Genomic DNA, 20796 nt, shown 5'->3' on the forward strand with positions numbered 1-20796 from the left:
CCATGTCATCAAACCGAACGAGGAACTGGAATATGAACAAGCTGATCCCCCTGACTCTGGCCGCTGTCTTCGCCCTGACCTCCGGCTTCACCATGGCCGCCACCCCGACCAAGGCCGCCGCTCCCCACGCCACCCAGACCAAGGTCGTGAAAAAACATCACAAGGCAGCCCACGCCAAGGCGCCGGCCGTCAAGGTTGCCCCCAAGACCAAGTAAGCCGCCCGCTCCCGCCATGAAAAAGGGGCCCCCGACAGGGGCCCCTTCTGTTTTTTGCGCGCTTGCCGTGACTCAACCCAGCATGTAATCCCCTGGCAGTTCGATGCGGGCCACCCCGGAGGCAACCGCCGCCAGCGCCACGGCACGGGCAACCCGCGGCAGCAGGCGGGCGTCCATGGGCTTGGGAATGACGTAATCCTTGCCGAAGGCGAGTTCACTCACGCCAGCGGCGGTCAGCACCTCGGCGGGCACCGGCTCCTTGGCCAGAGCCCGGATCGCCTCCACTGCCGCGATCTTCATGGCATCGTTGATGCGGCTGGCACGGGCGTCGAGGGCGCCGCGGAAGATGAAGGGGAAGCAGAGCACGTTGTTGATCTGGTTCGGGTAGTCCGAGCGGCCGGTTCCCATGATGAGATCACCGCGCACTCCGTGAGCCAGGGCAGGCTTGATCTCGGGGTCCGGGTTGGAACAGGCAAAGATCACCGGGTTGGGGGCCATCAGGGCCACCGCCTCGGCAGGCAGTACGTCCGGGCCGGAGACGCCGACGAAGACGTCAGCCCCGTCGATGACATCCATCAGAGTGCGCAGAGGGGTGTCGTTGGCGAAACGCTGCTTGTACTGGTTCAGATCGGTGCGGCCGCTGTGGATCACACCCTGGCGGTCCAGCATGAAGATGTTGTGCGGCGCAGCCCCGCACTTGATCAGCAGATCCATGCAGGCGGTGGCGGCGGCGCCGGCGCCCATGCAGACGATGCGGCTGGTGCCAATCTCCTTGCCCTGCACTTCCAGCGCGTTGAGCAGCCCGGCGGCGGTGACGATGGCGGTACCGTGCTGGTCATCGTGGAACACCGGGATGTCGCAGCGGGCGATCAGCGCCTCTTCAATCTCGAAGCACTCGGGGGCCTTGATGTCTTCCAGGTTGATGCCGCCGAAGGTGTCGGCGATGGCGGCCACCGTATCGATGAACTGGGCGCTGGTCTCGTGCTTCACCTCGATGTCGATGGCGTCGATGCCGGCAAAGCGCTTGAACAGCAGGGCCTTGCCCTCCATCACCGGCTTGGAGGCCAGCGGGCCCAGATTGCCCAGCCCCAGGATGGCGGTGCCGTTGGAGATGACGGCCACCAGGTTGCCCTTGCCGGTGTAACGGTAGGCATCGGCCGGATTGGCGGCGATCTCGCGTACCGGTTCGGCTACGCCCGGGCTGTAGGCCAGCGCCAGATCGCGAGCGGTCTCGGCGGGCTTGGTGAGGGCGATGGCGATTTTGCCCGGAACGGGTTGGGCGTGGTAGTCGAGTGCCTGTTGGCGGAGATCGTGCTGCTGATCGGACATGGGGGACCCCGATACGGAAATGAATGAGTGATGCGTTGGCTCGCCAGCGGGCGAGGGCTGAGGATCATAAAGAAATCCCCCGCCCTTTCACAGCATAAAATATCGCTGGATAGCAATGACACGCTAGTCAGTAGCATGTCATGCCACCCATAATTACCCAATTAGTTATAGATTCGATTTCAATCCATGACTGGAATGCCGGCTTTTGCCTCTGCCTGCCGGGCGATGGCCTCCGTCATCCCCTGGAAGATGAAGAGGTGAAACGGCAGCATGGCAAGCCAGTAGGCCAGCCCCCAGGCCCCCTGCGGATGCCAGTGGGCCGTCACCCGCAGCCGGGTCAGGCCGGACTCCAGGGGCTGGATGTTGAACTCCAGCCGACCGACGCCGGGGGCCTTCATGTTGAACAACAGATCCAGCCTGCGTCCTTCATCCACCCCGAGGATCTGCCAGGAGTCCAGCATGTCCCCCTTCACGAAGCGATCCGGGTTGGTGCGCCCCCGGGTCCGGGCCGGGCCGCCGATCAGATGATCCATCCATTCGCGCACCACCCACAGCTCGTTCATGTAGAAGTAGCGCTGCTCACCCCCCAGTTGCTGCAACACCTGCCACACCACCTCGGGGGCGGCGAGGCAATCCGCCTCCCCGCTGGCGGTGCGGTCGTAGAAGCCATATTCGGGATGGCGCCAGCGCAGACCAAGGGGCGTCTCCTCCCCGTGCTGCTCGGCACCGAGCCTCTGCTCCAGCGCCAGGCTCTCCGCCAGCGCCTCATCGAAGCTGAGCAGATGCTGGGGCAGCAGGGCGCGCAAGGGGCCGTCATCCGCCGGGATGTCGTGCTTGAGCCCCCCCACCAGCGCCTTGGCGATGGGCTGGGGAACCGAGGTGGCGAACTGCAGCCACCAGGCGGAGAGCCGGGGGCTCAAAAAGGGGATCGGAATGATGGGGCAGCGTTTGCCGATGTGGGCGGCGAACTTCTGGAGCTGCTGCTGGTAGCTGAGCAGCTCGGGGCCGGCCGCATTGAAGATCTGGCCATCCACCCCGTCGGCTTCCACCAGCCCGCCCAGATAGTGCAAGAGGTTGGAGAGGGCGATGGGGGGCGTGCGGGAACGCACCCACTTGGGCGTCACCATCATGGGCAGGTTGTACACCAGATCCCGCATCACCTCGAACGCCGCCGAGCCGGGGCCTATGATGATGCCGGCACGCAGCTCTACCGTGGGCACCCCTGCGCTGCGAAACAGCTCGCCACAGTAGCGCCGGGAGTTGAGGTGGCGACTGTTGCAGGGCTCGGGCTGGATGGCGCCGAGATAGACGATGCGGCGCACCCCGGCGGCACGGGCGGCAGCAGCGAAGTTCTTCACTCCCTGCTGCTCCAGCCGGTGAAAACCGGCCCCCGCCCCCATGGCGTGTACCAGATAGAAGACGGTGTCGACCCCCGCCAGCGCAGGGGGCAGGGTGGCAGGCTTGAGGCTGTCGGCGAGGCGAAACGCCACCCCCTCCGGCAGACGGCAGGGACGACGGGCCCCGGCGATGACCCTGTACCCCAGACCCTGCAGATGGGGCACCAGGTAGGATCCTATGTACCCGGCAGCTCCCATCACCAGACATGTGCGCATCGGCTCTTCTCCCTTGGTTGAGCCAACACCATAGGGCAAAGCGGGGAATTACAGAATGGCGGCCAATAAAAAAGGCACCCGATGGGCGCCTTTTTCAGAATTCTTCAGAAGCAAGATTACTTCTTGGAGGTCAAGCCACCGAAACGCTTGTTGAACTTGTCTACGCGGCCGCCGCTAGAAACTTCTTTCTGCTTGCCGGTGTAGAACGGGTGGCACTCGGAGCACACGTCCAGGTTCAGATCTTTACCGATGGTAGAGAAGGTGTTGATGACGTTACCGCAAGAGCACTTGGCGGTGATGGCTACGTAGTCAGGATGGATACCAGCTTTCATGGACAACCTCAATTATCAGGCCGTGTCGCCATCCGATCTCTTGTCGGACACCACACGATTGTTGAACACAGTTTCAAAGGCTGCGAATAATATAGGAAACGCCTGAGATCAGGCAAGTGGCTTCGCAGAAAAAATAGGCAACCCCTGGTGAATTCTTCCCAAACGCTGGATCTGGTTCGTGTGGCTGTGCCGGTGCCGTTACGCCGTCATTTCGACTATCTCTCTCCCCTGCCCTTGCCTGCCCTCGGTTGCCGGGTCGAGATCCCGTTCGGCCCGCAGACCCTGGTCGGTCTGGTGGTGGATCACCCGACCGAGAGCCAGGTCCCCCGCAACAAATTAAAGCCCTTGAAGAGGGTGCTCGACAGCGCCCCCGTGCTGGGGCCCGACATCCTGGCGCTGATGGCCTGGAGCGCCGGTTACTACCAGCACCCGCTGGGGGAGGTACTGCCCCACGCCCTGCCGGTGCTGGTGCGCAAGGGGGAACCCGCCGCCTATCGGGAGCTGGAGTTCTGGTTTGCCACCGAGGCCGGCATGGCCATCGACCTCAACGAGCTCAAGCGGGCGGCCAAGCAGCAGCAGGCCCTCGCCTTGCTGCGCAAGGGGCCGCAGACCCCCTCCGCCCTCAAACAGGAGGAAATCCAGAGCGCGGCCCTCACCGCGCTGGAGAAGAAGGGACTGCTGGAGAAGCGCTCGCTGGAGCCGAGCCATGATGGCGACTGGGCCACCCGCTTCGAGCCGGGTGAGGGGCTGCGCCTCAACGGCGAGCAGGCGCTGGCGGTGGCCGCCGTCACCAGCCAGAGCAACAAGTTCGGTGCCTTCCTGCTGGACGGCATCACGGGCTCCGGCAAGACCGAGGTTTACCTCAGCATCCTCGAGCCCCTGCTCAAGGCGGGCAAGCAGGCGCTGGTGATGGTGCCGGAAATCGGCCTCACCCCCCAGACCATCAACCGCTTTCGCCGCCGCTTCAACGTACCCGTGGTGGCAATGAACTCCGCCATGAACGACAGGGAGCGGCTCGATGCCTGGCTCGCCTGCCGCGACGGTGGTGCCGCCATTCTGATCGGCACCCGATCCGCGGTGTTCACGCCGTTCAAGGACCTCGGCATCATCATCATCGACGAGGAGCACGACGGCTCCTTCAAGCAACAGGACGGCTTTCGCTACCACGCGCGGGATCTGGCGGTGATGCGGGCCCATCGCGCCGGCATTCCCATCCTGCTTGGATCTGCCACCCCGTCGCTGGAGACGCTGCACAACGCCCGCAGCGGCAAGTATCACCACCTCAGCCTGACCCGGCGCGCCGGCAACGCCCAGACCGCTCGCCAGGTGATCCTGGATATCAAGAACGTGCGGTTGCAGGCCGGGCTCTCCCCCCAGCTGGAACAGCTGATGGCCGAGCACCTGGCGGCGGGCAACCAGGTGATGCTGTTTCTCAACCGCCGGGGCTATGCGCCGGCACTCATCTGCCACCAGTGCGGCTGGAGTGCCGCCTGCGAGCGCTGTGACGCCTGGTACACCTGGCACCAGGCCGGGCGGCGACTGCACTGCCACCACTGCGACAGCGTGCGCCCGCTGCCCCACCACTGTCCCGAGTGTGGCAGCAGCGAGCTCATCGGCTCCGGGGTCGGCACCGAACAGCTGGAGCAACTGCTCGGCACCGTGTTCCCGCAATATCCGGTGGTGCGCATCGACCGGGACAACACCCGCCGCAAGGGGGAGCTGGAGACCCACCTCGGCGACATCAAGGCGGGCAAGTACAAGATCCTGATCGGCACCCAGATGCTGGCCAAGGGCCACCACTTCCCGGACGTGACGCTAGTGGGCCTGCTGGACGTGGATGGCGCCCTGTTCAGCGCCGATTTTCGCGCCGCCGAGAAGCTGGCCCAGCTCTACACCCAGGTGGCGGGCCGGGCTGGTCGCGCCAGCAAACCCGGGCTGGTGGTGCTGCAGAGCCACCATCCCGAACACGCCCTGCTGCAGGATCTGACCCAGAACGGCTATGGCCACTTCGCCGACACGACGCTGAAAGAGCGCCGCCTGCTGGGGCTGCCACCGTTCAGCCATCAGGGACTGTTCCGGGCCGAGGCCAACGGCCGCGACGAGGTACAGCTGTTCCTCAGTCGTCTCGCCGATACCCTACGCAGCGCCCGCTATCCCCAGGTGCAGGTGCTGGGGCCCATCAGCGGCTTTATGGAGCGCAAGGCGGGCAAGTTTCGCATGCAGCTGCTGGTGCAGGGGCCCAGCCGGGCACCGCTGGCCCAGTTGCTCGACTGGGCGGTGACGGAGCTGGAGGGGTGGCCCGAGACCAAGCGGGTGCGCTGGAGTCTGGATATCGACCCCACGGAGCTGAACTAGCGCGGCTCTGCCAGCACGGCCTCCGCCAACACCCTGGCCTGTTCCAGAGCCAGAGGCTGCTCATAGCTGTGGGCCATCACCACGGCCCCTTCCAGCAGCAGGCATAACCCGGTGGCCTGCACCTCGGTGCATTCGAGGGCCTCCCTGACCCAGTTCAGCAACGCACGCTTGTGGGCCACCACCAGCTTGCGCACCGGGTGGCGAGGATCGGAGAACTCGGCGCTCGCGTTGATGAAGTTGCAGCCGTAGAAGTCGCTGCGGCCAAACCAGTCCGCAAAGCCATCGAGCAGCGCCAGCAACCTGGCCTCCCGCCCCGATACCCCATCCATCCTGGCATCGAGCAGGGCAAAGAACTCCGCATCCCGTGCCATCAGCACCGCTTCGATCAAGGCATCCTTGGTGGGGAAGTGGCGATAGAGGGTACGTTTGGTACTGCCTGCCTCGGCCCAGATGCGATCGATGCCGGTGGCGTGAAAGCCGTGACGATTGAACAACCGATAGGCTGTCGTCATCAGCTGCTGCCGTTTTTCGCTCATGGTGAATTTCCTCTTGAAGTACACCGATCTGTCTACCTAATGTCGCAGGCTGGATCAAGTGATCCGGCACAGACAAGGAGACAGGAGATGGAAACAAGACGATGGCGAAGTGCCTGGCTGGCAGGGCTCGGAGCCTGCCTGGCCATAATGTTGCTCGGCTGGCTGGACATGAGCTGGCAGTCAACCCTGTTGATGGCACCGTTCGGGGCAAGCTGTGTGCTGCTCTTCTCCCTGCCGGACAGTCCGCTGGCCCGTCCGCAGAACGTGCTGGGAGGCCACCTGTTATAGGCCACCGTGGGATTGGTGGTGCAATTGCTACCGCTACCGATGGAACTCAAGCTGGCGCTGGGTGTGGGCCTGTCCATTGCACTCATGCAGGGACTGGGGCTGATCCACCCCCCCGCCGGAGCCAATCCACTGTTGATCCTGCTCACCACCCAGTCCTGGCCTTTCCTCTGGCAAACAGTGCTGCCCGGCGCCTTGCTGCTGATCATGGTGAGTCATTGCGCCAAGCGGCTGCAAACGTCACGACTCACACCCACATAAACAACGAGGGGGCCAAGGCCCCCTCGTTGTTTAATAGCAAGGCAAAGATGGCTTATTCGGCGACCTGGGAGACCCCGGTCAGGCGCACCTCGACCCGGCGATCCGGGGCCAGGCAGGCGATCATCTGCGCCTTGGCGCCATCCGGGCAGCTGCCCCCGGTCACGGGCGAAGACTCTCCCCGCCCTTCGGCACGCACCTTGTCGGCAAACAATCCCTTGGCGATGAGATAATCCGCCACCGTGCGGGCACGCTGTTCGGAGAGGGACTGGTTGTAGGCCTCCGAGCCGATGCGGTCGGTATGACCGATCACCGTCGCCACCCCGTCTTTCGGATTGGCCGCCAGGATCTGGGCAAACAGGTTGTCGAGGGCCTGACTGGCGGCCGGCTTCAGGGTCGCCTTGTTGAACTCGAACAGCACATCGGAATCCAGGCTGAACTGCTTCTCCACCAGCACGGGGGCCGGGGCGGGCGCAGGTTCGGGCGCAGGCGTTGGTGCCACCGGCTCGTCGCCTATCTGGCCGAAGCGATAGAGCATGCCGACCGACAGCAGGCCGTTGTCCATCTCGATGCCTGATTCGTCGAGGGAAGTCTTCCCAAGGGGTGTGGTGTACTGGTATTCGAGGCGGGCGGCCCAATCCTTGTCGATGGCGTATTCGACCCCCAGCGCCCCGACAAAGGCGGCACCATGATATTTGTTGCCCTCATGGGATTCGGAGAGGCTGCTGGTGCCATCGCTGGCCCGGACGTTGAGTGAGCTCTCGGTCCAGGCATAGGCCCCCCCGAGACGGCCGTAGATATCCAGTGCCGAGGTTGCAGGCAGGATGATCTTCATGGTGGCCTGCACCATCTGGGCCTTGGCCTCGCCATCGAGTGCGAAATCAACCCCGTTGCCCGAGTAGTGCTTGTCCACCTGATACTTGCCGAGCCAGTCATAGCCGAGCTCAACCGCCACGTTTCTGTTCACCTGATAACCGGCAAACAGCCCCAGACCGAGATCATCGCTGTTCTCGTTCACCTTGGTCGCATCGAACAGCTCTTCGACCTGAGCGTTGTAATCCACCCCGTAATAATTTGACCAGCCGGCCTTGCCGCCGACATACCAAGTGTTGTCCTGGGCGGCAGCCTGCACCGTCCCTGTTGCCATCAAAGCGCCGATCAGGACGGCGAGCATAGATCTGTTCATGGATGAGCCCCTGCAATGAATTGTTATGACGCTGCTGCGTCTCTCTTCCCTGACGGGGCCCTGAACCCAAGCCCCGCATTCAGATTATCCCATCTGCAACCAGCCTCAAACGACCAGGGACTCAGGAGTGTGATATTGGCGACATTATCAGCCACCGTGCCCCCAATCATGGGGGCCGGCGCGTTGCCCATAAAAAAACGAAGAGCCGCGCTCTTCGTTTTTCATCTGGCAAGGGGATGGCTCCCCGCTCACTGACTGCCCTGGCTCGCCAGGAACAAGCGGTAGGCGGGATCCTCGCTCACCTCTTTCCAGCCGTAGCCAATCTCGTGCAGGTAGTCGTGGAAAGCCGCCACGTCCTCGTCCGGCAGCTCGAAGGCGCAGAGCACCCGTCCGTAGTCGGCGCCGTGGTTGCGGTAGTGGAACAGGCTGATGTTCCAGCGACAGCCCAGGGTCTCGAGGAAGCGCATCAGGGCCCCCGGCTGCTCCGGGAACTTGAAGCTGTAGAGACGCTCACCGAGGGGCCGGGCCGGGCGGCCGCCAATCATGTAACGCACGTGGTTCTTGGCCAGCTCGCTCTCGGTCATGTTGACCACCGGATAACCGTTGCCGCCGAGCTGATCGATGATCTGGCCCAGCTCCTCGTCACCGCCGGTGAGGCGCACCGAAACGAACAGCGACGCCTGCTCGGCATCCGCATAGCGATAGTTGAATTCGGTCACCATGCGCGGCCCCAGCTGACGACAGAAGTCGAGGAAGGCCCCCTTGCGCTCGGGGATGGTCACCGCCAGCATGCCCTCGCGCTTCTCACCGATCTCGCAGCGCTCCGACACGTAACGCAGGCTGTGGAAGTTCACGTTGGCGCCGGACAGAATGGCCGCCATCCGCCCCCCTTTCACCTGCTCTCGCTCGCTGTACGCTTTGAGGCCTGCCAGGGACAAGGCCCCCGACGGCTCGGCGATGGCGCGGCAGTCGTCGAAGATGTCTTTGAGCGCGGCGCAAATCTGGTCGTTGGAGACGGTCACCACCTCGTCCAGATACTGGTTGCACAGCCGGAAGGTCTCCTCGCCGATACGCTTGACCGCCACCCCGTCCGCAAACAGGGAGACCCGTTCCAGGTTGACCGGCTCGCCGGCCGCCAGCGCGGCCTTGAGGCAGGCGGACCCCTCCGCCTCCACCCCGATCACCTTCACATCCGGCAGCAGTTGCTTGATGTAGACCGCCACCCCGGCGGCCAGGCCGCCGCCGCCCACCGGCACGAAGACGTGGGTGAGGTGGGTATCCTGCTCCAGTAGCTCCTTGCCGATGGTGCCCTGGCCCGCGATCACCTCGACGTCGTCGAACGGCGGGATCAGGGTGTAGCCCTCCAACTCGGCGAGTCGGCGGCTCTCGCCGTAGGCCTCATCGAAGCTGTTGCCAAACAGCATGACGTTGCCGCCCTGACGGCGCACCGCGTCGATCTTGATGTCCGGCGTGGTCTTGGGCATCACGATGATCGCCTTGATGCCGAGCTTGGCGGCCGACAGGGCGACCCCCTGGGCGTGGTTGCCGGCGGAGGCGGCGATGACGCCGCGTTCTTTCTGCTCCTGGGTCAGGGTGGCGATCTTGTGGTAGGCGCCGCGCAGCTTGAAGGAGTGAACCGGTTGCAGATCCTCCCGCTTCAGGCTGACGTGATTGCCAAGCCGCTCGGAGAGTTTCTTCAGGGTTTGCAAAGGGGTGACCCGCGCCGCCTCGTAGACGGGGGAGAGCAGTACCTTGCGTAGATAATCCGCCGCAGAGACCATGGTTTATACCCCCGTCTCGTGGCGAAGGGCGCGCAATGCGCCCATATCATGACAGTTCATTCTCTCACTTCCCCAGCAGGGTGCGATCGCGCACCGCGCCCTTGTCGGCGCTGGTGGCGAACATGGCGTAGGCGCGCAGGGCAAAGGAGACCTCGCGCTGACGATCGACCGGCTTCCAGCCACGGGCAGAGACGGCGGCGCGACGAGCAGCCAGCACGCTGTCTGCCACCTCCAGCACCATGCTGCGGGCCGGGATGTCGATGTTGATGATGTCGCCATCCTCCACCAGACCGATAGTGCCACCGGAGGCCGCCTCCGGGGAGACATGACCGATGGAGAGACCCGAGGTACCGCCGGAGAAGCGACCGTCGGTGATGAGGGCGCATGCCTTGCCCAATCCCATGGACTTGAGATAGGTGGTGGGATAGAGCATCTCCTGCATGCCGGGGCCCCCTTTCGGGCCCTCGTAGCGGATCACCACCACTTCACCGGCTTTCACCGTGCCGTCCAGAATGCCGCTCACCGCGCTCTCCTGGCTCTCGAATACCCGGGCCGGGCCGCGGAAGGTGAGGTTCTCCTCGTCCACCCCGGCGGTCTTGACGATGGCCCCGTTGAGGGCGAGGTTGCCAGCGAGGACCGCCAGGCCACCTTCCTGGCTGTAGGCGTGCTCGAAGGAGCGGATGCACCCCTCGGCGCGGTCCAGATCCAGCTCGGGCCAGCGGCAATCCTGACTGAACGCCTTGGTGGTACGGATGCCGGCAGGACCTGCACGGTAGAAGTCGTGAACCCCCTTGTCATTGCTGCGGCTGACGTCATATTCGGCCAGCAGCTCCACCAGGGAGGAGCCCAGCACGTTGCGGGTATCCCCGTGCACCAGGCCCGCTTTTTCCAGCTGACCCAGGATGGCGACCACGCCGCCGGCGCGGTGCACGTCTTCCATGTGGTACTTCTGGGTGGAAGGCGCCACCTTGCAGAGCTGGGGCACCTTGCGGGACATGCGGTCGATGTCGACCATGGTGAAGTCGACACCCGCCTCCTGGGCTGCCGCCAGCAGGTGCAGCACGGTGTTGGTGGAGCCGCCCATGGCGATGTCGAGCGCCATGGCGTTCTCGAACGCCGCCTTGGTGGCGATGTTGCGCGGCAGTGCCGAGGCATCGTCCTGCTCATACCAGCGCTTGGCCAGAGTGACGATACGCTGGCCCGCCAGCTTGAACAGCTGCTCGCGATCGGCGTGGGTCGCCAGCAGGGAGCCATTGCCCGGCTGGGAGAGACCCAGTGCCTCGGTCAGGCAGTTCATGGAGTTGGCGGTGAACATGCCGGAGCAGGAGCCGCAGGTGGGGCAGGCGCTGCGCTCGATCTGATCGCTCTGTGCATCGGAGACCTTGGGGTCGGCGCCCTGGATCATGGCGTCCACCAGATCCAGCTTGATGATCTGGTCGGAAAGCTTGGTCTTGCCCGCTTCCATGGGGCCGCCGGAGACGAAGATCACCGGGATGTTGATGCGCAGGGCAGCCATCAGCATCCCCGGGGTGATCTTGTCGCAGTTGGAGATGCAGACCATGGCGTCGGCGCAGTGGGCGTTGACCATGTACTCCACGGAATCGGCGATGAGCTCCCGGGACGGCAGGGAATAGAGCATGCCGCCGTGGCCCATGGCGATGCCGTCATCCACGGCGATGGTGTTGAACTCCTTGGCGACGCCGCCGGCGGCCTCGATCTCCCGGGCCACCAGCTGGCCGAGATCCTTGAGGTGCACGTGACCGGGCACGAACTGGGTGAAGGAGTTGACCACGGCGATGATGGGCTTGCCGAAATCCTGATCTGTCATGCCGGTGGCACGCCAGAGGGCGCGGGCCCCGGCCATGTTACGTCCGTGGGTGGTGGTGGCGGATCTCAACTTCGGCATTGTCTCTACTCCCTGAATGCCCCTGGGGCGCATTGTCTTTCAACATGAATGTGTGATTCGCGGATCGGGAATCGATCCTGGTGAAGGCACCTCGGGGAGCCTTCACCGGAAGCGACTCGGGGAGGCGTGACGCCTCCCCGCTATCATCAGTCGTTGACCGGCGTCAGCCAGCCCCACTTGTCTTCGGTCTTGCCGTTGAACAGGCCGAAGAAGGCGTTCTGCAACTGCTCGGTCACCGGGCCACGGCAACCGGCGCCCACCTTCATCCGATCCACCGAGCGCACCGGGGTCACCTCGGCGGCGGTGCCGGTCATGAAGATTTCGTCTGCGACGTACAGCGCTTCACGGGGCAGCGCCTGCTCGCGTACCTCGTAACCCAAGTCGCGCGCCAGCGTCATGATGGTGTCGCGGGTGATGCCGGGCAGGATGGCGGCGGTGGCGGGCGGGGTGAACAGCACGCCGTTCTTCACCAGAAACAGGTTCTCCCCCGCCCCTTCGCTCAGATAGCCGTTCACATCCAGCGCCAGCCCCTCGGCGAAGCCGTTGCGCTTGGCCTCGCGGCTGATGAGCTGGGAAGAGAGATAGTTGCCCCCCGCCTTGGCACCGGTCGGGATGGTGTTGGGAGCGAGCCGGTTCCAGGAGGTGACGCACACATCCACTCCGTTTTTCAACCCCTCTTCACCGAGGTAGGCGCCCCAGGGCAGGGCCGCGACCATGAGGTCGGCCTTGGCATCCAGCGGCGGATGCAGCCCCAGCCCCACGTTGCCGACAAAGGCCAGCGGGCGCAGGTAGCCGCTCTTCAGGCCGTTCTCGCGCACCACGGTGCGGCAGGCTTCATTCACCTCAGACTCGCTGTAGGGGACGTCCATCCAGTAGATCTTGGCGGAGTCGAACAGGCGGCGGGTGTGCTCCTGCAGGCGGAAGATGCAGGTCCCCTTGGGAGTGTCATAGGCCCGCACCCCCTCGAACACCGAGGAGCCGTAGTGCAGGGCATGGCTCATGACATGCACCTGGGCATCCTGCCAGGGGACCAGCTTGCCGTTGAACCAGATGTATTGGGGGTGGGCGGCGGATTGGGAAGGCTGTGACATTGGCTTGGCTCCTTAAGCTCTGATCCGGGGTTGCTGTTCCAGTGCATCGACCCGGGAGACATCCACCAGCTTCACCAGCTGGCTCCACAACTGCTGGATGGGACGTACCGATTCGACAGTAACCGTGATCCGCAGCTGTTGGCAATCCTGCTCCATGTTGAGGGCGCAGAGATTGAAACCGCGGTGACGGACCACCCGCAGCACCCGTTCCATCACTTCGGGTCTGGGTTGGGCATGGATTTCCAGGGTGCTGGTATTGAGCTGGTTCATGGGCGTTGCTCCATCATCTTGTGGTTGGCGACTCCTGGCGGAACCAGGGGCCAGACATTTTCTTCCTCTGAAATAGCCACATGCAGCAGATAGGCACTCTCGCTCGCCAGCAGGCGATCCAGTGCCGGACCTATCTCTTCCTTGCATGTGATGGTCTCGCCGGGAATGCCGAAGGCAGCGGCCAGGGCGACGAAATCGGGGTTGTCGGACAGATTGGTCTCGCTGTAGCGACCGTCGAAGAACAGCTCCTGCCATTGGCGCACCATGCCGAGGCGCTGGTTGTCCAGCAGCACCATCTTCACCTTGAGCCGGGCCCGGCGGATGGTGCCGAGCTCCTGCACGTTCATCATGAAGGAGCCGTCGCCGCTCACCAGCACCACCTCGTCATCGGGGCGCGACATCTTGGCGCCGATGGCGGCGGGCAGGCCGAAGCCCATGGTGCCGAGGCCGGCACTGGAGAGGTGGTTGCGCGGGCTGGTGAAACGCATGTGCTGGGCCACCCACATCTGGTGCTGACCCACGTCGCAGGCCACCACGCTGGTGTCAGGTAGCTGGCTTGAAAGCTCTTTGAGCAGGGCCGGGGCGTAGATGGCCTGACCCGGATGGTCGTAGCGGAAGGCGTATTCCCGAGCCATGGTGGCGCAGTGCTCGCGCCAGGGGTCGAGGGTCAGCGTCATCGCCAGGGCGGGCAGCACACGCTTGAGATCCGTGGTGATCCCCACATCGGCGGCGCGGCGCTTGCCGAACTCGGCGGCGTCCACATCCAGGTGGATCACCTTCGCCTCGGGGGCGAACTCCTCCAGCTTGCCGGTCACCCGATCATCGAAACGGGCGCCTACTACCACCAGCAGATCGCACTGCTGTACCGCCAGGTTGGCGGCCTTGGTACCGTGCATGCCGAGCATGCCCAGATAAACGGGGCTGTCGGGGTCGAGGGCACCTATCCCCTTGAGGGTGGTGACCGCCGGCATCCCCGTGGTGGCGGCAAAGTCGCGCAGCTGCTGCTCGGCATTGGCCATGCCCACCCCACCACCGACGTAGAGTACCGGACGCTCGGCACCGGCCAGCAGGGTGCGGGCGACCGTCAGCTCGGCCGGATTCAGGGGCTCGGGTTCCTCCACGGCAAACAGCGGGCTTTGAGAAGGAACGGCGGCCAGCTGCACATCCTTGGGCAGGTCGATGAGCACGGGACCCGGACGCCCTTCGGTGGCGATGGCGAAGGCTTCGGCAATGACCCGTCCCAGATCCGCCGGGTCAGTCACCATGAAGGAGTGCTTGGTGCAGGAAAGGGACATGCCGAGCACGTCCACTTCCTGAAAGGCATCGGTACCGACGGCGGCGCAGGGCACCTGGCCGCTGATGGCCACCAGCGGTACCGAATCGAGCAGTGCCTCCGCGAGGCCGGTGACCAGGTTGGTGGCGCCGGGGCCAGAGGTGGCGATGCAGACCCCCACCTGACCGGAAGCGCGGGCATAACCCACCGCAGCCATGGCGGCACCCTGCTCGTGGCGGCAGAGCTGATGGGCCAGGCCACCGTCATACAGGGCGTCATAGACCGGCATGATGGCCCCGCCCGGGTAACCAAACACCTGGGTCACCCCCTGTTTTTTGAGAGCCTGTACCAAAAACTGCGCGCCGTTCATGTGGAAAATCCTGTCCTTTGGTCGAAAAAAAACCCCCGGGCCGTGAGGCTCGGGGGTCGCTTGTTTCGTTCTGTCCGGTGGTGGGTCTATCCCTTGTTCCGTGCAGCCAAACGAGCCCCGAGCGGTGAGATAATAATCACCACTAGGACCACAATAATGCTGACGAAACGGGAGGCCATGTTCATAGTTACAACCGGAAATCCTGTGAAATGGGAGCGGAGCTTGCCGCGAATGGCTATTAGAACTAGCACGGTGATTTTTATTGGGCAAGCACTTTTTACCTGACAAGACTCTGATTTTGACTGCTCTGAAACCTGACAACTGGAACAAAAAACTAATAAAAAACGGTTAACCAGCATATACATCAAACCAAGGACGGTATTTATGTCATTAGCTGTTGTTTATAGCCGTGCCAGCCTGGGGATAGCGGCGCCGCAAGTCACGGTGGAGGTGCACCTCTCCAACGGCCTGCCCGCCTTCAACATGGTGGGGTTGCCGGAAACCTCGGTGAAAGAGTCGCGGGATCGGGTGCGCAGCGCCCTGCTCAACGGCAATTTCGAGTTCCCGAGCAAACACATCACGGTCAACCTGGCCCCTGCGGATCTGCCCAAAGAGGGGGGCCGCTTCGACCTGGCCATCGCCATCGGCATTCTCGCCGCATCCAAGCAGATACCCTCAAAATACCTGCTCGATCACGAATTTTTAGGGGAATTGGCCCTGACGGGCGAGATCCGCCCCGTGCTTGGGGTGCTCCCCTCGGTGCTCGCCTGCCGCGACGCGGGGCGCACCCTGCTGGTCCCACGGGAGAACGGTCCGGAGGCTTCCCTCATACAGGATGCCGAGGTGCGCACCGCCCACCAGCTGCTGGCGGTCACCGCCTGGCTGGCGGGCCAGTACGAACTGCCGCTGCCGGAACCCCAGAGCGCGGAGACCCTGCCCGACGTGCCGGATCTGCAGGACGTGATCGGTCAGTCCCAGGCGAAGCGGGCGCTGGAGATCGCCGCCGCCGGCAGCCACAACCTGCTGTTCATCGGCCCCCCCGGCACCGGCAAGAGCATGTTGGCCAGCCGTCTGCCCGGCATTCTGCCGCCGCTCAGCGAACAGGAGGCGCAGCAGACCGCCGCCATCCACTCCATCGGCGGCCTCACCCCCCGCGCCGGCCACTGGCACCACAGGCCGTATCGCACGCCCCATCACAGCGCCTCGGCGGTGGCGCTGGTGGGCGGGGGTACCCATCCCAGGCCTGGCGAAATTTCCCTCGCCCACAACGGGGTACTGTTTCTGGATGAACTGCCGGAGTTCGAGCGCAAGGTGCTCGACTCCCTTCGCGAGCCGCTGGAAACCGGGCACATTACCATCAGTCGCGCCGCCCGTCAGGTGGATTTTCCCGCCCGCTTCCAGCTGGTGGGAGCCATGAATCCCAGCCCCTGCGGCCATTATGGCGACGGCCAGACCCGCTCCAGCCCGGATCAGATCCTGCGCTATCTGGGCAAGCTCTCCGGCCCCTTTCTCGATCGGTTCGATCTGACGGTAGAGGTCCCGCTCTTGCCCAGGGGGAGCCTGACCGGCAAGGCGGAGCGGGGGGAATCGAGCCAGCAGATACGCGAACGGGTGCTGGGGGCGCGAGAGCGCATGCTGAGTCGCAGCGGAAAACTCAACAACCTGCTGGATAGTCGTGAAATCGAAGATGTTTGCAGATTATCGCCACAGGATGCCGAGTTTCTGGAAGGTGCCATCCAGAAGCTGGGGCTCAGCATCCGGGCCTGGCACCGCATCCTGCGGGTATCGCGCACCATCGCCGATCTGGCGGGGCACGCCACCATCGAGAGAGCGCATCTGATCGAAGCCCTGGGCTATCGTGCCATGGACAGGCTGTTGTCGCGGCTGCGCGGGGGCCAGTGAGCGGGGGAACGGCAGCAGCCACCACACGACCCGGAAAGGGCGCCACCATGGTCTAGTCGTGGGCCGGCTGATATTATGGCAACAGATCTGACCACTTGGTTGCCATCCACCTATACGAAGACGGATTCCACCATGCCCAACAAGCTGATAGAGCGACTGCGCGGCAGCCTCTCGACCCTGCTCTATTTCATCAACACCCTGTTCTGGTTTGTCCCCGTCCTGCTGCTTGGCCTCATCAAGCTGCTGCTGCCCTTCAAGGGGGCGCGACGTCTCTGCAACACCCTCCTGGACGGCTGCGCCACCCACTGGATAGGTTTTAACAATCTGATCCAGAAAACCATTATCAACACCCCTTTCGATGTGGTCGGAGTGGACAAAGGGCGCCGGAATGAGTGGTATATGGTGATTGCCAACCACCAATCCTGGGTCGACATACTGGTATTGCAGCGGATTTTTAATCAAAAAATCCCCTTCCTGAAGTTTTTCCTCAAGAAAGAACTGATTTGGGTACCTTTTCTCGGTCTGGCCTGGTGGGCGCTGGATTTCCCATTCATGCGGCGTTATTCCCGAAAATTTCTGGAAAAGCACCCGCATCTGAGGGGAAAAGACATAGAAACCACGCGCAAGGCGTGTGCCCGTTTCCGCCATATGCCGGTGAGTGTGATGAACTTCGTGGAAGGGACCCGCTTCACCGTCGGCAAGCACGACAGGCAAGGGGCACCCTATCGTCATCTGCTGCACCCGAGAGCAGGGGGCATCGCCTTCACCCTAGCGGCCATGGGGGATCAACTGCACAAGCTGGTGGATGTGACCATCGCCTATCCCGGCGGCGTCCCCAGCTACTGGGACTTCATGTGCGGTCGGGTCAAGGAGATCAAGGTTCGGGTCCGCTTTCTGCCGATCGAACGCAATCTGGTGGGGGATTACTTCAATGACCCCGAGTTCCAACAAGAGTTTCAACAGTGGTTGAACGGGATCTGGTGCGAGAAGGACCAGACCCTGGATAAGCTGCTGGCGGACAAGACGCAGTAAGACACTCATGCCAAACCTGCTCCCGGGCCCCCTGGTGCTGTTCATCAGCGCCGGCCTGACCATACTGTTTACCGCCCTGTGTGCCAGCCTGATCCTGCTGGTTTCTCTGGCCAAACTGCTGCTGCCCGTACCGGCCTTCGGTCGTGCCTGCAGTCGCCTCAACAACCGTTTCATGCGCCTGTGGCTCGGCTGCAACGCCCTGGTGATCCGCCTCACCACCCGCATCGACTGGCAGGTGGAGGACGACACCCGGCTACGCAAGGATGGCTGGTATCTCATCATCAGCAACCACCTGAGCTGGACCGACATCGTCGTGCTGGGCCATCTCTTCCGCGACCGGCTGCCGGTGCCCAAGTTCTTCATGAAGCACGAGCTCATCTACATCCCGCTGCTGGGGCTCGCCTGCTGGGGGCTGGACATGCCCTTTATGCGCCGCTATTCGAGAGAGTTTCTGCTGCGCAATCCGCACCTGCGGGGCAAGGACATCGAGACCACCCGCAACGCCTGCGAGAAGTTTCGCCACATCCCCACCACCGTCATCAACTTCGTGGAGGGGACCCGCTTCACCGAACAGAAGCGTGACGCCTCCCGCTCCCGCTTTCGCCACCTGATGCCGCCCAAGGCGGCCGGGCTCGCCTTCACCCTGGCGGCCATGGGCGATCAGTTCGACAGCCTGATCAACGTCACCATCAGCTACCCGGACAACACCGAGACCCCCTTCAAGGACTTCCTGATGGGGCGGATGAAGCGCATCCGGGTGCGGATCGAGGAGCTGCCGGTGGACGAGCAACTGGTGGGGGACTACTTCAACGACAAGCAGTTCAAACGCGGTTTCCAGGAGTGGCTGAACGCACGCTGGAAGGAAAAAGACGACGTGCTGGCGCAGTGGCAGGCGGCCGATGCGGCGGCTCAGACCGATCCGCAGGCAGCCAAGGCGAGCGCCGAGGCCAGCTCGGGCAGCTGATCCTCGCTGAACACCGCGATGCCATGGCGGCGCAGCAGGGCGGTGGTCTTGCCCTCGCCCGCCACCGAGACCCCTTCGAAGCGGCCGTTGTAGATACGGCCGCTGCCGCAGGAGGGGCTCCCCTCTTTCAGCAGGGCGAAGCGAATGCCCTGCTGCTGGCAGAGCGCCAGCGCCAGGGCGGCGCCGCGATCGAACTCGGTCGTCACATCCAGCCCGCTTTCGGTGACTACAGACTCACCCTGCCGCTCGGCGGGTGGTCGCGGGGTCGGCAGCCCCCCCGCCACCTCGGGACAGAAGGCCAGCACCCGCCCCTCGGCGCCCAACTCGGCCAGCCAGTCGCTGATGATGCCCTTGCTGCGGCCGTCGTAGCGCACCGGCTGGCCCAGTAGACAGGAGCTGACTAAGATTTTTTCCTTCACACCTGTGCCTTATGAATTTTATTAAAGCCAACCCACCCGGTACTTTTTGCTGTTTCAACAATGAAATCCATATCTATTAGATCGCCATCGGGCAGTAGCTCTTCACTAATTTCTATAGAGCCATAAAAGCACTGTTCATGGTCTGCCCATCCGACAGCAGCAAGAGTGTAAACTTGCATTCCTTCATGCAAACGAAGCCCTGAAAATGGTGCGAAAGGCAAGTTAAGCTCTTTGGAACCACTGCAAAAACAGGTCTTATCTACATCCCGCACAATTAATGAAAGCTTCACTTTGTAATTCATAGCAATAGCGCTCTCTTCATGCCTCAGCCCCGTTCATCACCTGATCGAACATCACGCAGCAGGGGCTCTCCAGCCGGTAGAGAATGGCGGGCCGCTGCTTGCCGGTACGCTTGCGGCCGGTGTCCGTCAGGATGTCGGCCCGGTGGATCCGCTTGCGAAACGCCGCCGTGTTCATGGGGGTCTGCAGGATGATCTCGAAGGCGCGCTGCACCTCGGAGAGGGTGAACTCCGACCCCAGCAGGTGCAGCGGCAAGGTGCTGTAACGGCTCTTGATGCGCAGCCGCTCCAGCCCCATGGCGATGAGCTGGGGATGGTCGAAGGCGAGTTGCAGGTTGGGCAGGTCATCCAGAGGGTGCCAGCAGCCGCGCACGGCGCCGGCCTCGGGCTCCGCCAGGCACAGGTAGACGAGGGTGGTGGACCAACCCCGGGGATCCCGCTCCAGGTTGCCGAGGGTGCAGACCTGCTCGCTGTAGCACTGCGCCAGCCCCCACTGCGCCAGCAGGCGGTGGCGGGCGGCATCCAGATCCCGATCCCGGGTCTCGTCGATGCGCAGGGCCGGCAGCTGCCAGCAGTGGGCAAAGGGGGGGCGATCCCGGGTTTCGAGGAGCAGTTCGAGCCGCTCCTCGCGCAACCGCAGCACCACCATATCCAGACTCATTCTCGGCATCCTGGTCGACCTGCTCGCCTTCTAATAATGTTTGGTAGATAATATCACAAGAATATTATGTGCAGGAGTCACCCATGGGAACCATCGCCAGCCTGGATATTGATGCGCAGAAGGGGTTTACTCCGCTCTGTCCGAACGAGCTGCCCGTCGCAGGCGGGGATGATATTGTGGCGGCGCTCAACGCCCAGGCCGCCCTCGCCACCCTGCGAGTCGGCAGCAAGGACGCCCACCCCGCGAACGCTGCCTGGGTCGTGAGCGAGCCGGCCGCCATGCTGCAACCGCTGGATCTGCCCAACGCCGACCTCACCTGGCCGGCCCATTGCGTGCCGGGCACCCCTGGCTTCGAGCTGCTCGACGGCCTGCCCGCCCCCATCGACTACGACTTCTTCGTCTGGAAGGGGGTCGAGCCGGATCTGCACCCCTATGGCGCCTGCTACCACGACCTCGCCGAGCGTCGCAGCACCGGGCTCATCGAGTTCCTGCAGGCCCGCGGCGTCGCGACCGTGCTGGTCGGCGGCCTCGCCACCGACTACTGCGTCAAGACCAGCGTGCTGCAACTGCTCCGCGCCGGCTTCCGGGTCATCGTCCACCTCGATGCCTGCCGCGGCATCGCCCCCGAGACGATCGCCCAGGCCCGTGCCCAGATGATCGAGGCCGGCGCCGAGCTGGCCCAGACCCTGGCCGATGTACAACGCCTGCTGGACGCCTGA

The 20796-nt window shown here is 63.6% G+C and carries 19 protein-coding genes and 1 pseudogene; 7 read left to right on the top strand and 13 right to left on the bottom strand.

The features are described from left to right. Nucleotides 1–32: 32 nt before the first annotated feature. The gene (locus J9893_RS01445; protein ID WP_010676075.1) at nucleotides 33–215 is read left to right on the top strand and encodes a hypothetical protein; all 183 of its coding nucleotides are present in this window, start codon (nucleotides 33–35) and stop codon (nucleotides 213–215) included. Nucleotides 216–287: 72 nt separating this feature from the next. Here the strand turns inward: J9893_RS01445 and J9893_RS01450 are convergent, their stop codons facing one another. From J9893_RS01450 to rpmE, 3 genes are all read right to left on the bottom strand, one after another. Beyond that, nucleotides 288–1544 (bottom strand): malic enzyme-like NAD(P)-binding protein, encoded by a 1257-nt coding sequence (locus J9893_RS01450; RefSeq protein WP_045522880.1) that lies wholly within the window; start codon nucleotides 1542–1544, stop codon nucleotides 288–290. 179 nt (nucleotides 1545–1723) lie between these two features. Continuing rightward, complete coding sequence (locus J9893_RS01455; protein WP_010676077.1) at nucleotides 1724–3157, bottom strand: DUF2867 domain-containing protein; 1434 nt, start codon at nucleotides 3155–3157, stop codon at nucleotides 1724–1726. Nucleotides 3158–3273: 116 nt separating this feature from the next. Then, nucleotides 3274–3489 carry a 50S ribosomal protein L31 gene (rpmE, locus tag J9893_RS01460; protein ID WP_010676078.1) on the bottom strand — a complete coding sequence of 72 codons (216 nt, stop codon included), beginning with the start codon at nucleotides 3487–3489 and terminating at the stop codon, nucleotides 3274–3276. A 147-nt stretch (nucleotides 3490–3636) separates the two neighbouring features. Here rpmE and priA point away from each other — a divergent pair, with 147 nt between their 5' ends. Continuing rightward, nucleotides 3637–5844: a primosomal protein N' gene (gene priA / locus J9893_RS01465; protein ID WP_143236908.1), complete on the top strand. Its 2208-nt coding sequence runs from the start codon at nucleotides 3637–3639 to the stop codon at nucleotides 5842–5844. On the opposite strand, the gene J9893_RS01470 is transcribed toward priA, so the two are convergent. Continuing rightward, entirely contained in the window at nucleotides 5841–6380 is a 540-nt protein-coding gene (locus J9893_RS01470; protein WP_103859075.1) for a TetR/AcrR family transcriptional regulator, read from the bottom strand. The genes priA and J9893_RS01470 overlap by 4 nt on opposite strands. Nucleotides 6381–6530: 150 nt before the next feature. Between J9893_RS01470 and J9893_RS01475 the strand changes: the two are divergent. After that, a pseudogene (locus J9893_RS01475) lies at nucleotides 6531–6926 on the top strand (HPP family protein). Between the two features lie 52 nt (nucleotides 6927–6978). On the opposite strand, the gene ompA reads toward J9893_RS01475, so the two are convergent. From ompA to ilvG, 6 genes are all read right to left on the bottom strand, one after another. Then, nucleotides 6979–8109 carry a porin OmpA gene (gene ompA, locus J9893_RS01480; RefSeq protein WP_048209598.1) on the bottom strand — a complete coding sequence of 377 codons (1131 nt, stop codon included), beginning with the start codon at nucleotides 8107–8109 and terminating at the stop codon, nucleotides 6979–6981. A 248-nt stretch (nucleotides 8110–8357) separates the two neighbouring features. After that, nucleotides 8358–9890, bottom strand: a complete 1533-nt coding sequence (gene ilvA, locus J9893_RS01485; RefSeq protein WP_041211987.1) for a threonine ammonia-lyase, biosynthetic — start codon at nucleotides 9888–9890, stop codon at nucleotides 8358–8360. A gap of 64 nt (nucleotides 9891–9954) precedes the next feature. Further along, entirely contained in the window at nucleotides 9955–11796 is a 1842-nt protein-coding gene (gene ilvD / locus J9893_RS01490; RefSeq protein WP_210600498.1) for a dihydroxy-acid dehydratase, read from the bottom strand. Between the two features lie 146 nt (nucleotides 11797–11942). Beyond that, nucleotides 11943–12887 (bottom strand): branched-chain amino acid transaminase, encoded by a 945-nt coding sequence (locus tag J9893_RS01495; protein WP_039039680.1) that lies wholly within the window; start codon nucleotides 12885–12887, stop codon nucleotides 11943–11945. 12 nt (nucleotides 12888–12899) lie between these two features. After that, nucleotides 12900–13157, bottom strand: a complete 258-nt coding sequence (gene ilvM, locus J9893_RS01500; protein ID WP_010676086.1) for an acetolactate synthase 2 small subunit — start codon at nucleotides 13155–13157, stop codon at nucleotides 12900–12902. Continuing rightward, entirely contained in the window at nucleotides 13154–14800 is a 1647-nt protein-coding gene (gene ilvG / locus J9893_RS01505) for an acetolactate synthase 2 catalytic subunit (RefSeq protein WP_039039681.1), read from the bottom strand. The genes ilvM and ilvG overlap by 4 nt, the downstream gene beginning before the upstream one ends. Before the next feature lie 384 nt (nucleotides 14801–15184). On the opposite strand from ilvG, the gene J9893_RS01510 reads away from it, so the two are divergent. From J9893_RS01510 to J9893_RS01520, 3 genes are all read left to right on the top strand, one after another. Next, nucleotides 15185–16702 carry a YifB family Mg chelatase-like AAA ATPase gene (locus tag J9893_RS01510; RefSeq protein ID WP_201894991.1) on the top strand — a complete coding sequence of 506 codons (1518 nt, stop codon included), beginning with the start codon at nucleotides 15185–15187 and terminating at the stop codon, nucleotides 16700–16702. A 132-nt stretch (nucleotides 16703–16834) separates the two neighbouring features. Next, entirely contained in the window at nucleotides 16835–17734 is a 900-nt protein-coding gene (locus J9893_RS01515; protein ID WP_143236905.1) for an acyltransferase, read from the top strand. Nucleotides 17735–17741: 7 nt separating this feature from the next. After that, the gene (locus J9893_RS01520; RefSeq protein WP_143236904.1) at nucleotides 17742–18698 is read left to right on the top strand and encodes an acyltransferase; all 957 of its coding nucleotides are present in this window, start codon (nucleotides 17742–17744) and stop codon (nucleotides 18696–18698) included. Here J9893_RS01520 and J9893_RS01525 read toward each other — a convergent pair. Genes J9893_RS01525 through J9893_RS01535 form a run of 3 tightly spaced genes read right to left on the bottom strand, consistent with a single transcriptional unit; the run spans nucleotide 18644 to nucleotide 20086 of the window. Next, a complete protein-coding gene (locus J9893_RS01525; protein WP_143236903.1) occupies nucleotides 18644–19117 on the bottom strand; it encodes a DUF523 domain-containing protein in 474 nt (157 codons plus the stop codon). The genes J9893_RS01520 and J9893_RS01525 overlap by 55 nt on opposite strands. Continuing rightward, entirely contained in the window at nucleotides 19114–19419 is a 306-nt protein-coding gene (locus J9893_RS01530; protein WP_143236902.1) for a hypothetical protein, read from the bottom strand. Before J9893_RS01530 ends, J9893_RS01525 begins: the two co-directional genes overlap by 4 nt. A gap of 16 nt (nucleotides 19420–19435) precedes the next feature. Further along, a complete protein-coding gene (locus tag J9893_RS01535; RefSeq protein WP_104454977.1) occupies nucleotides 19436–20086 on the bottom strand; it encodes a DNA mismatch repair protein MutT in 651 nt (216 codons plus the stop codon). A gap of 74 nt (nucleotides 20087–20160) precedes the next feature. On the opposite strand from J9893_RS01535, the gene J9893_RS01540 reads away from it, so the two are divergent. Further along, nucleotides 20161–20796: a nicotinamidase gene (locus J9893_RS01540; protein ID WP_043153394.1), complete on the top strand. Its 636-nt coding sequence runs from the start codon at nucleotides 20161–20163 to the stop codon at nucleotides 20794–20796.

This window comes from Aeromonas sp. MaB10011B (assembly GCF_017939325.1).
GTDB lineage: Bacteria > Pseudomonadota > Gammaproteobacteria > Enterobacterales > Aeromonadaceae > Aeromonas > Aeromonas caviae.

Excerpts from the sequence above, each read along its gene's own strand:
- rpmE (WP_010676078.1), bottom strand. The coding sequence starts at position 3,489 with ATGAAAGCTGGTATCCATCCTGACTACGTAGCCATCACCGCCAAGTGC.
- J9893_RS01535 (WP_104454977.1), bottom strand. The coding sequence starts at position 20,086 with ATGCCGAGAATGAGTCTGGATATGGTGGTGCTGCGGTTGCGCGAGGAG.
- ilvG (WP_039039681.1), bottom strand. The coding sequence starts at position 14,800 with ATGAACGGCGCGCAGTTTTTGGTACAGGCTCTCAAAAAACAGGGGGTG.
- ilvD (WP_210600498.1), bottom strand. The coding sequence starts at position 11,796 with ATGCCGAAGTTGAGATCCGCCACCACCACCCACGGACGTAACATGGCC.
- J9893_RS01530 (WP_143236902.1), bottom strand. The coding sequence starts at position 19,419 with ATGAATTACAAAGTGAAGCTTTCATTAATTGTGCGGGATGTAGATAAG.
- J9893_RS01450 (WP_045522880.1), bottom strand. The coding sequence starts at position 1,544 with ATGTCCGATCAGCAGCACGATCTCCGCCAACAGGCACTCGACTACCAC.
- ilvM (WP_010676086.1), bottom strand. The coding sequence starts at position 13,157 with ATGAACCAGCTCAATACCAGCACCCTGGAAATCCATGCCCAACCCAGA.
- J9893_RS01540 (WP_043153394.1), top strand. The coding sequence starts at position 20,161 with ATGGGAACCATCGCCAGCCTGGATATTGATGCGCAGAAGGGGTTTACT.
- J9893_RS01510 (WP_201894991.1), top strand. The coding sequence starts at position 15,185 with ATGTCATTAGCTGTTGTTTATAGCCGTGCCAGCCTGGGGATAGCGGCG.
- J9893_RS01515 (WP_143236905.1), top strand. The coding sequence starts at position 16,835 with ATGCCCAACAAGCTGATAGAGCGACTGCGCGGCAGCCTCTCGACCCTG.
- ilvA (WP_041211987.1), bottom strand. The coding sequence starts at position 9,890 with ATGGTCTCTGCGGCGGATTATCTACGCAAGGTACTGCTCTCCCCCGTC.
- J9893_RS01455 (WP_010676077.1), bottom strand. The coding sequence starts at position 3,157 with ATGCGCACATGTCTGGTGATGGGAGCTGCCGGGTACATAGGATCCTAC.
- J9893_RS01470 (WP_103859075.1), bottom strand. The coding sequence starts at position 6,380 with ATGAGCGAAAAACGGCAGCAGCTGATGACGACAGCCTATCGGTTGTTC.
- J9893_RS01445 (WP_010676075.1), top strand. The coding sequence starts at position 33 with ATGAACAAGCTGATCCCCCTGACTCTGGCCGCTGTCTTCGCCCTGACC.
- ompA (WP_048209598.1), bottom strand. The coding sequence starts at position 8,109 with ATGAACAGATCTATGCTCGCCGTCCTGATCGGCGCTTTGATGGCAACA.
- J9893_RS01520 (WP_143236904.1), top strand. The coding sequence starts at position 17,742 with ATGCCAAACCTGCTCCCGGGCCCCCTGGTGCTGTTCATCAGCGCCGGC.
- J9893_RS01495 (WP_039039680.1), bottom strand. The coding sequence starts at position 12,887 with ATGTCACAGCCTTCCCAATCCGCCGCCCACCCCCAATACATCTGGTTC.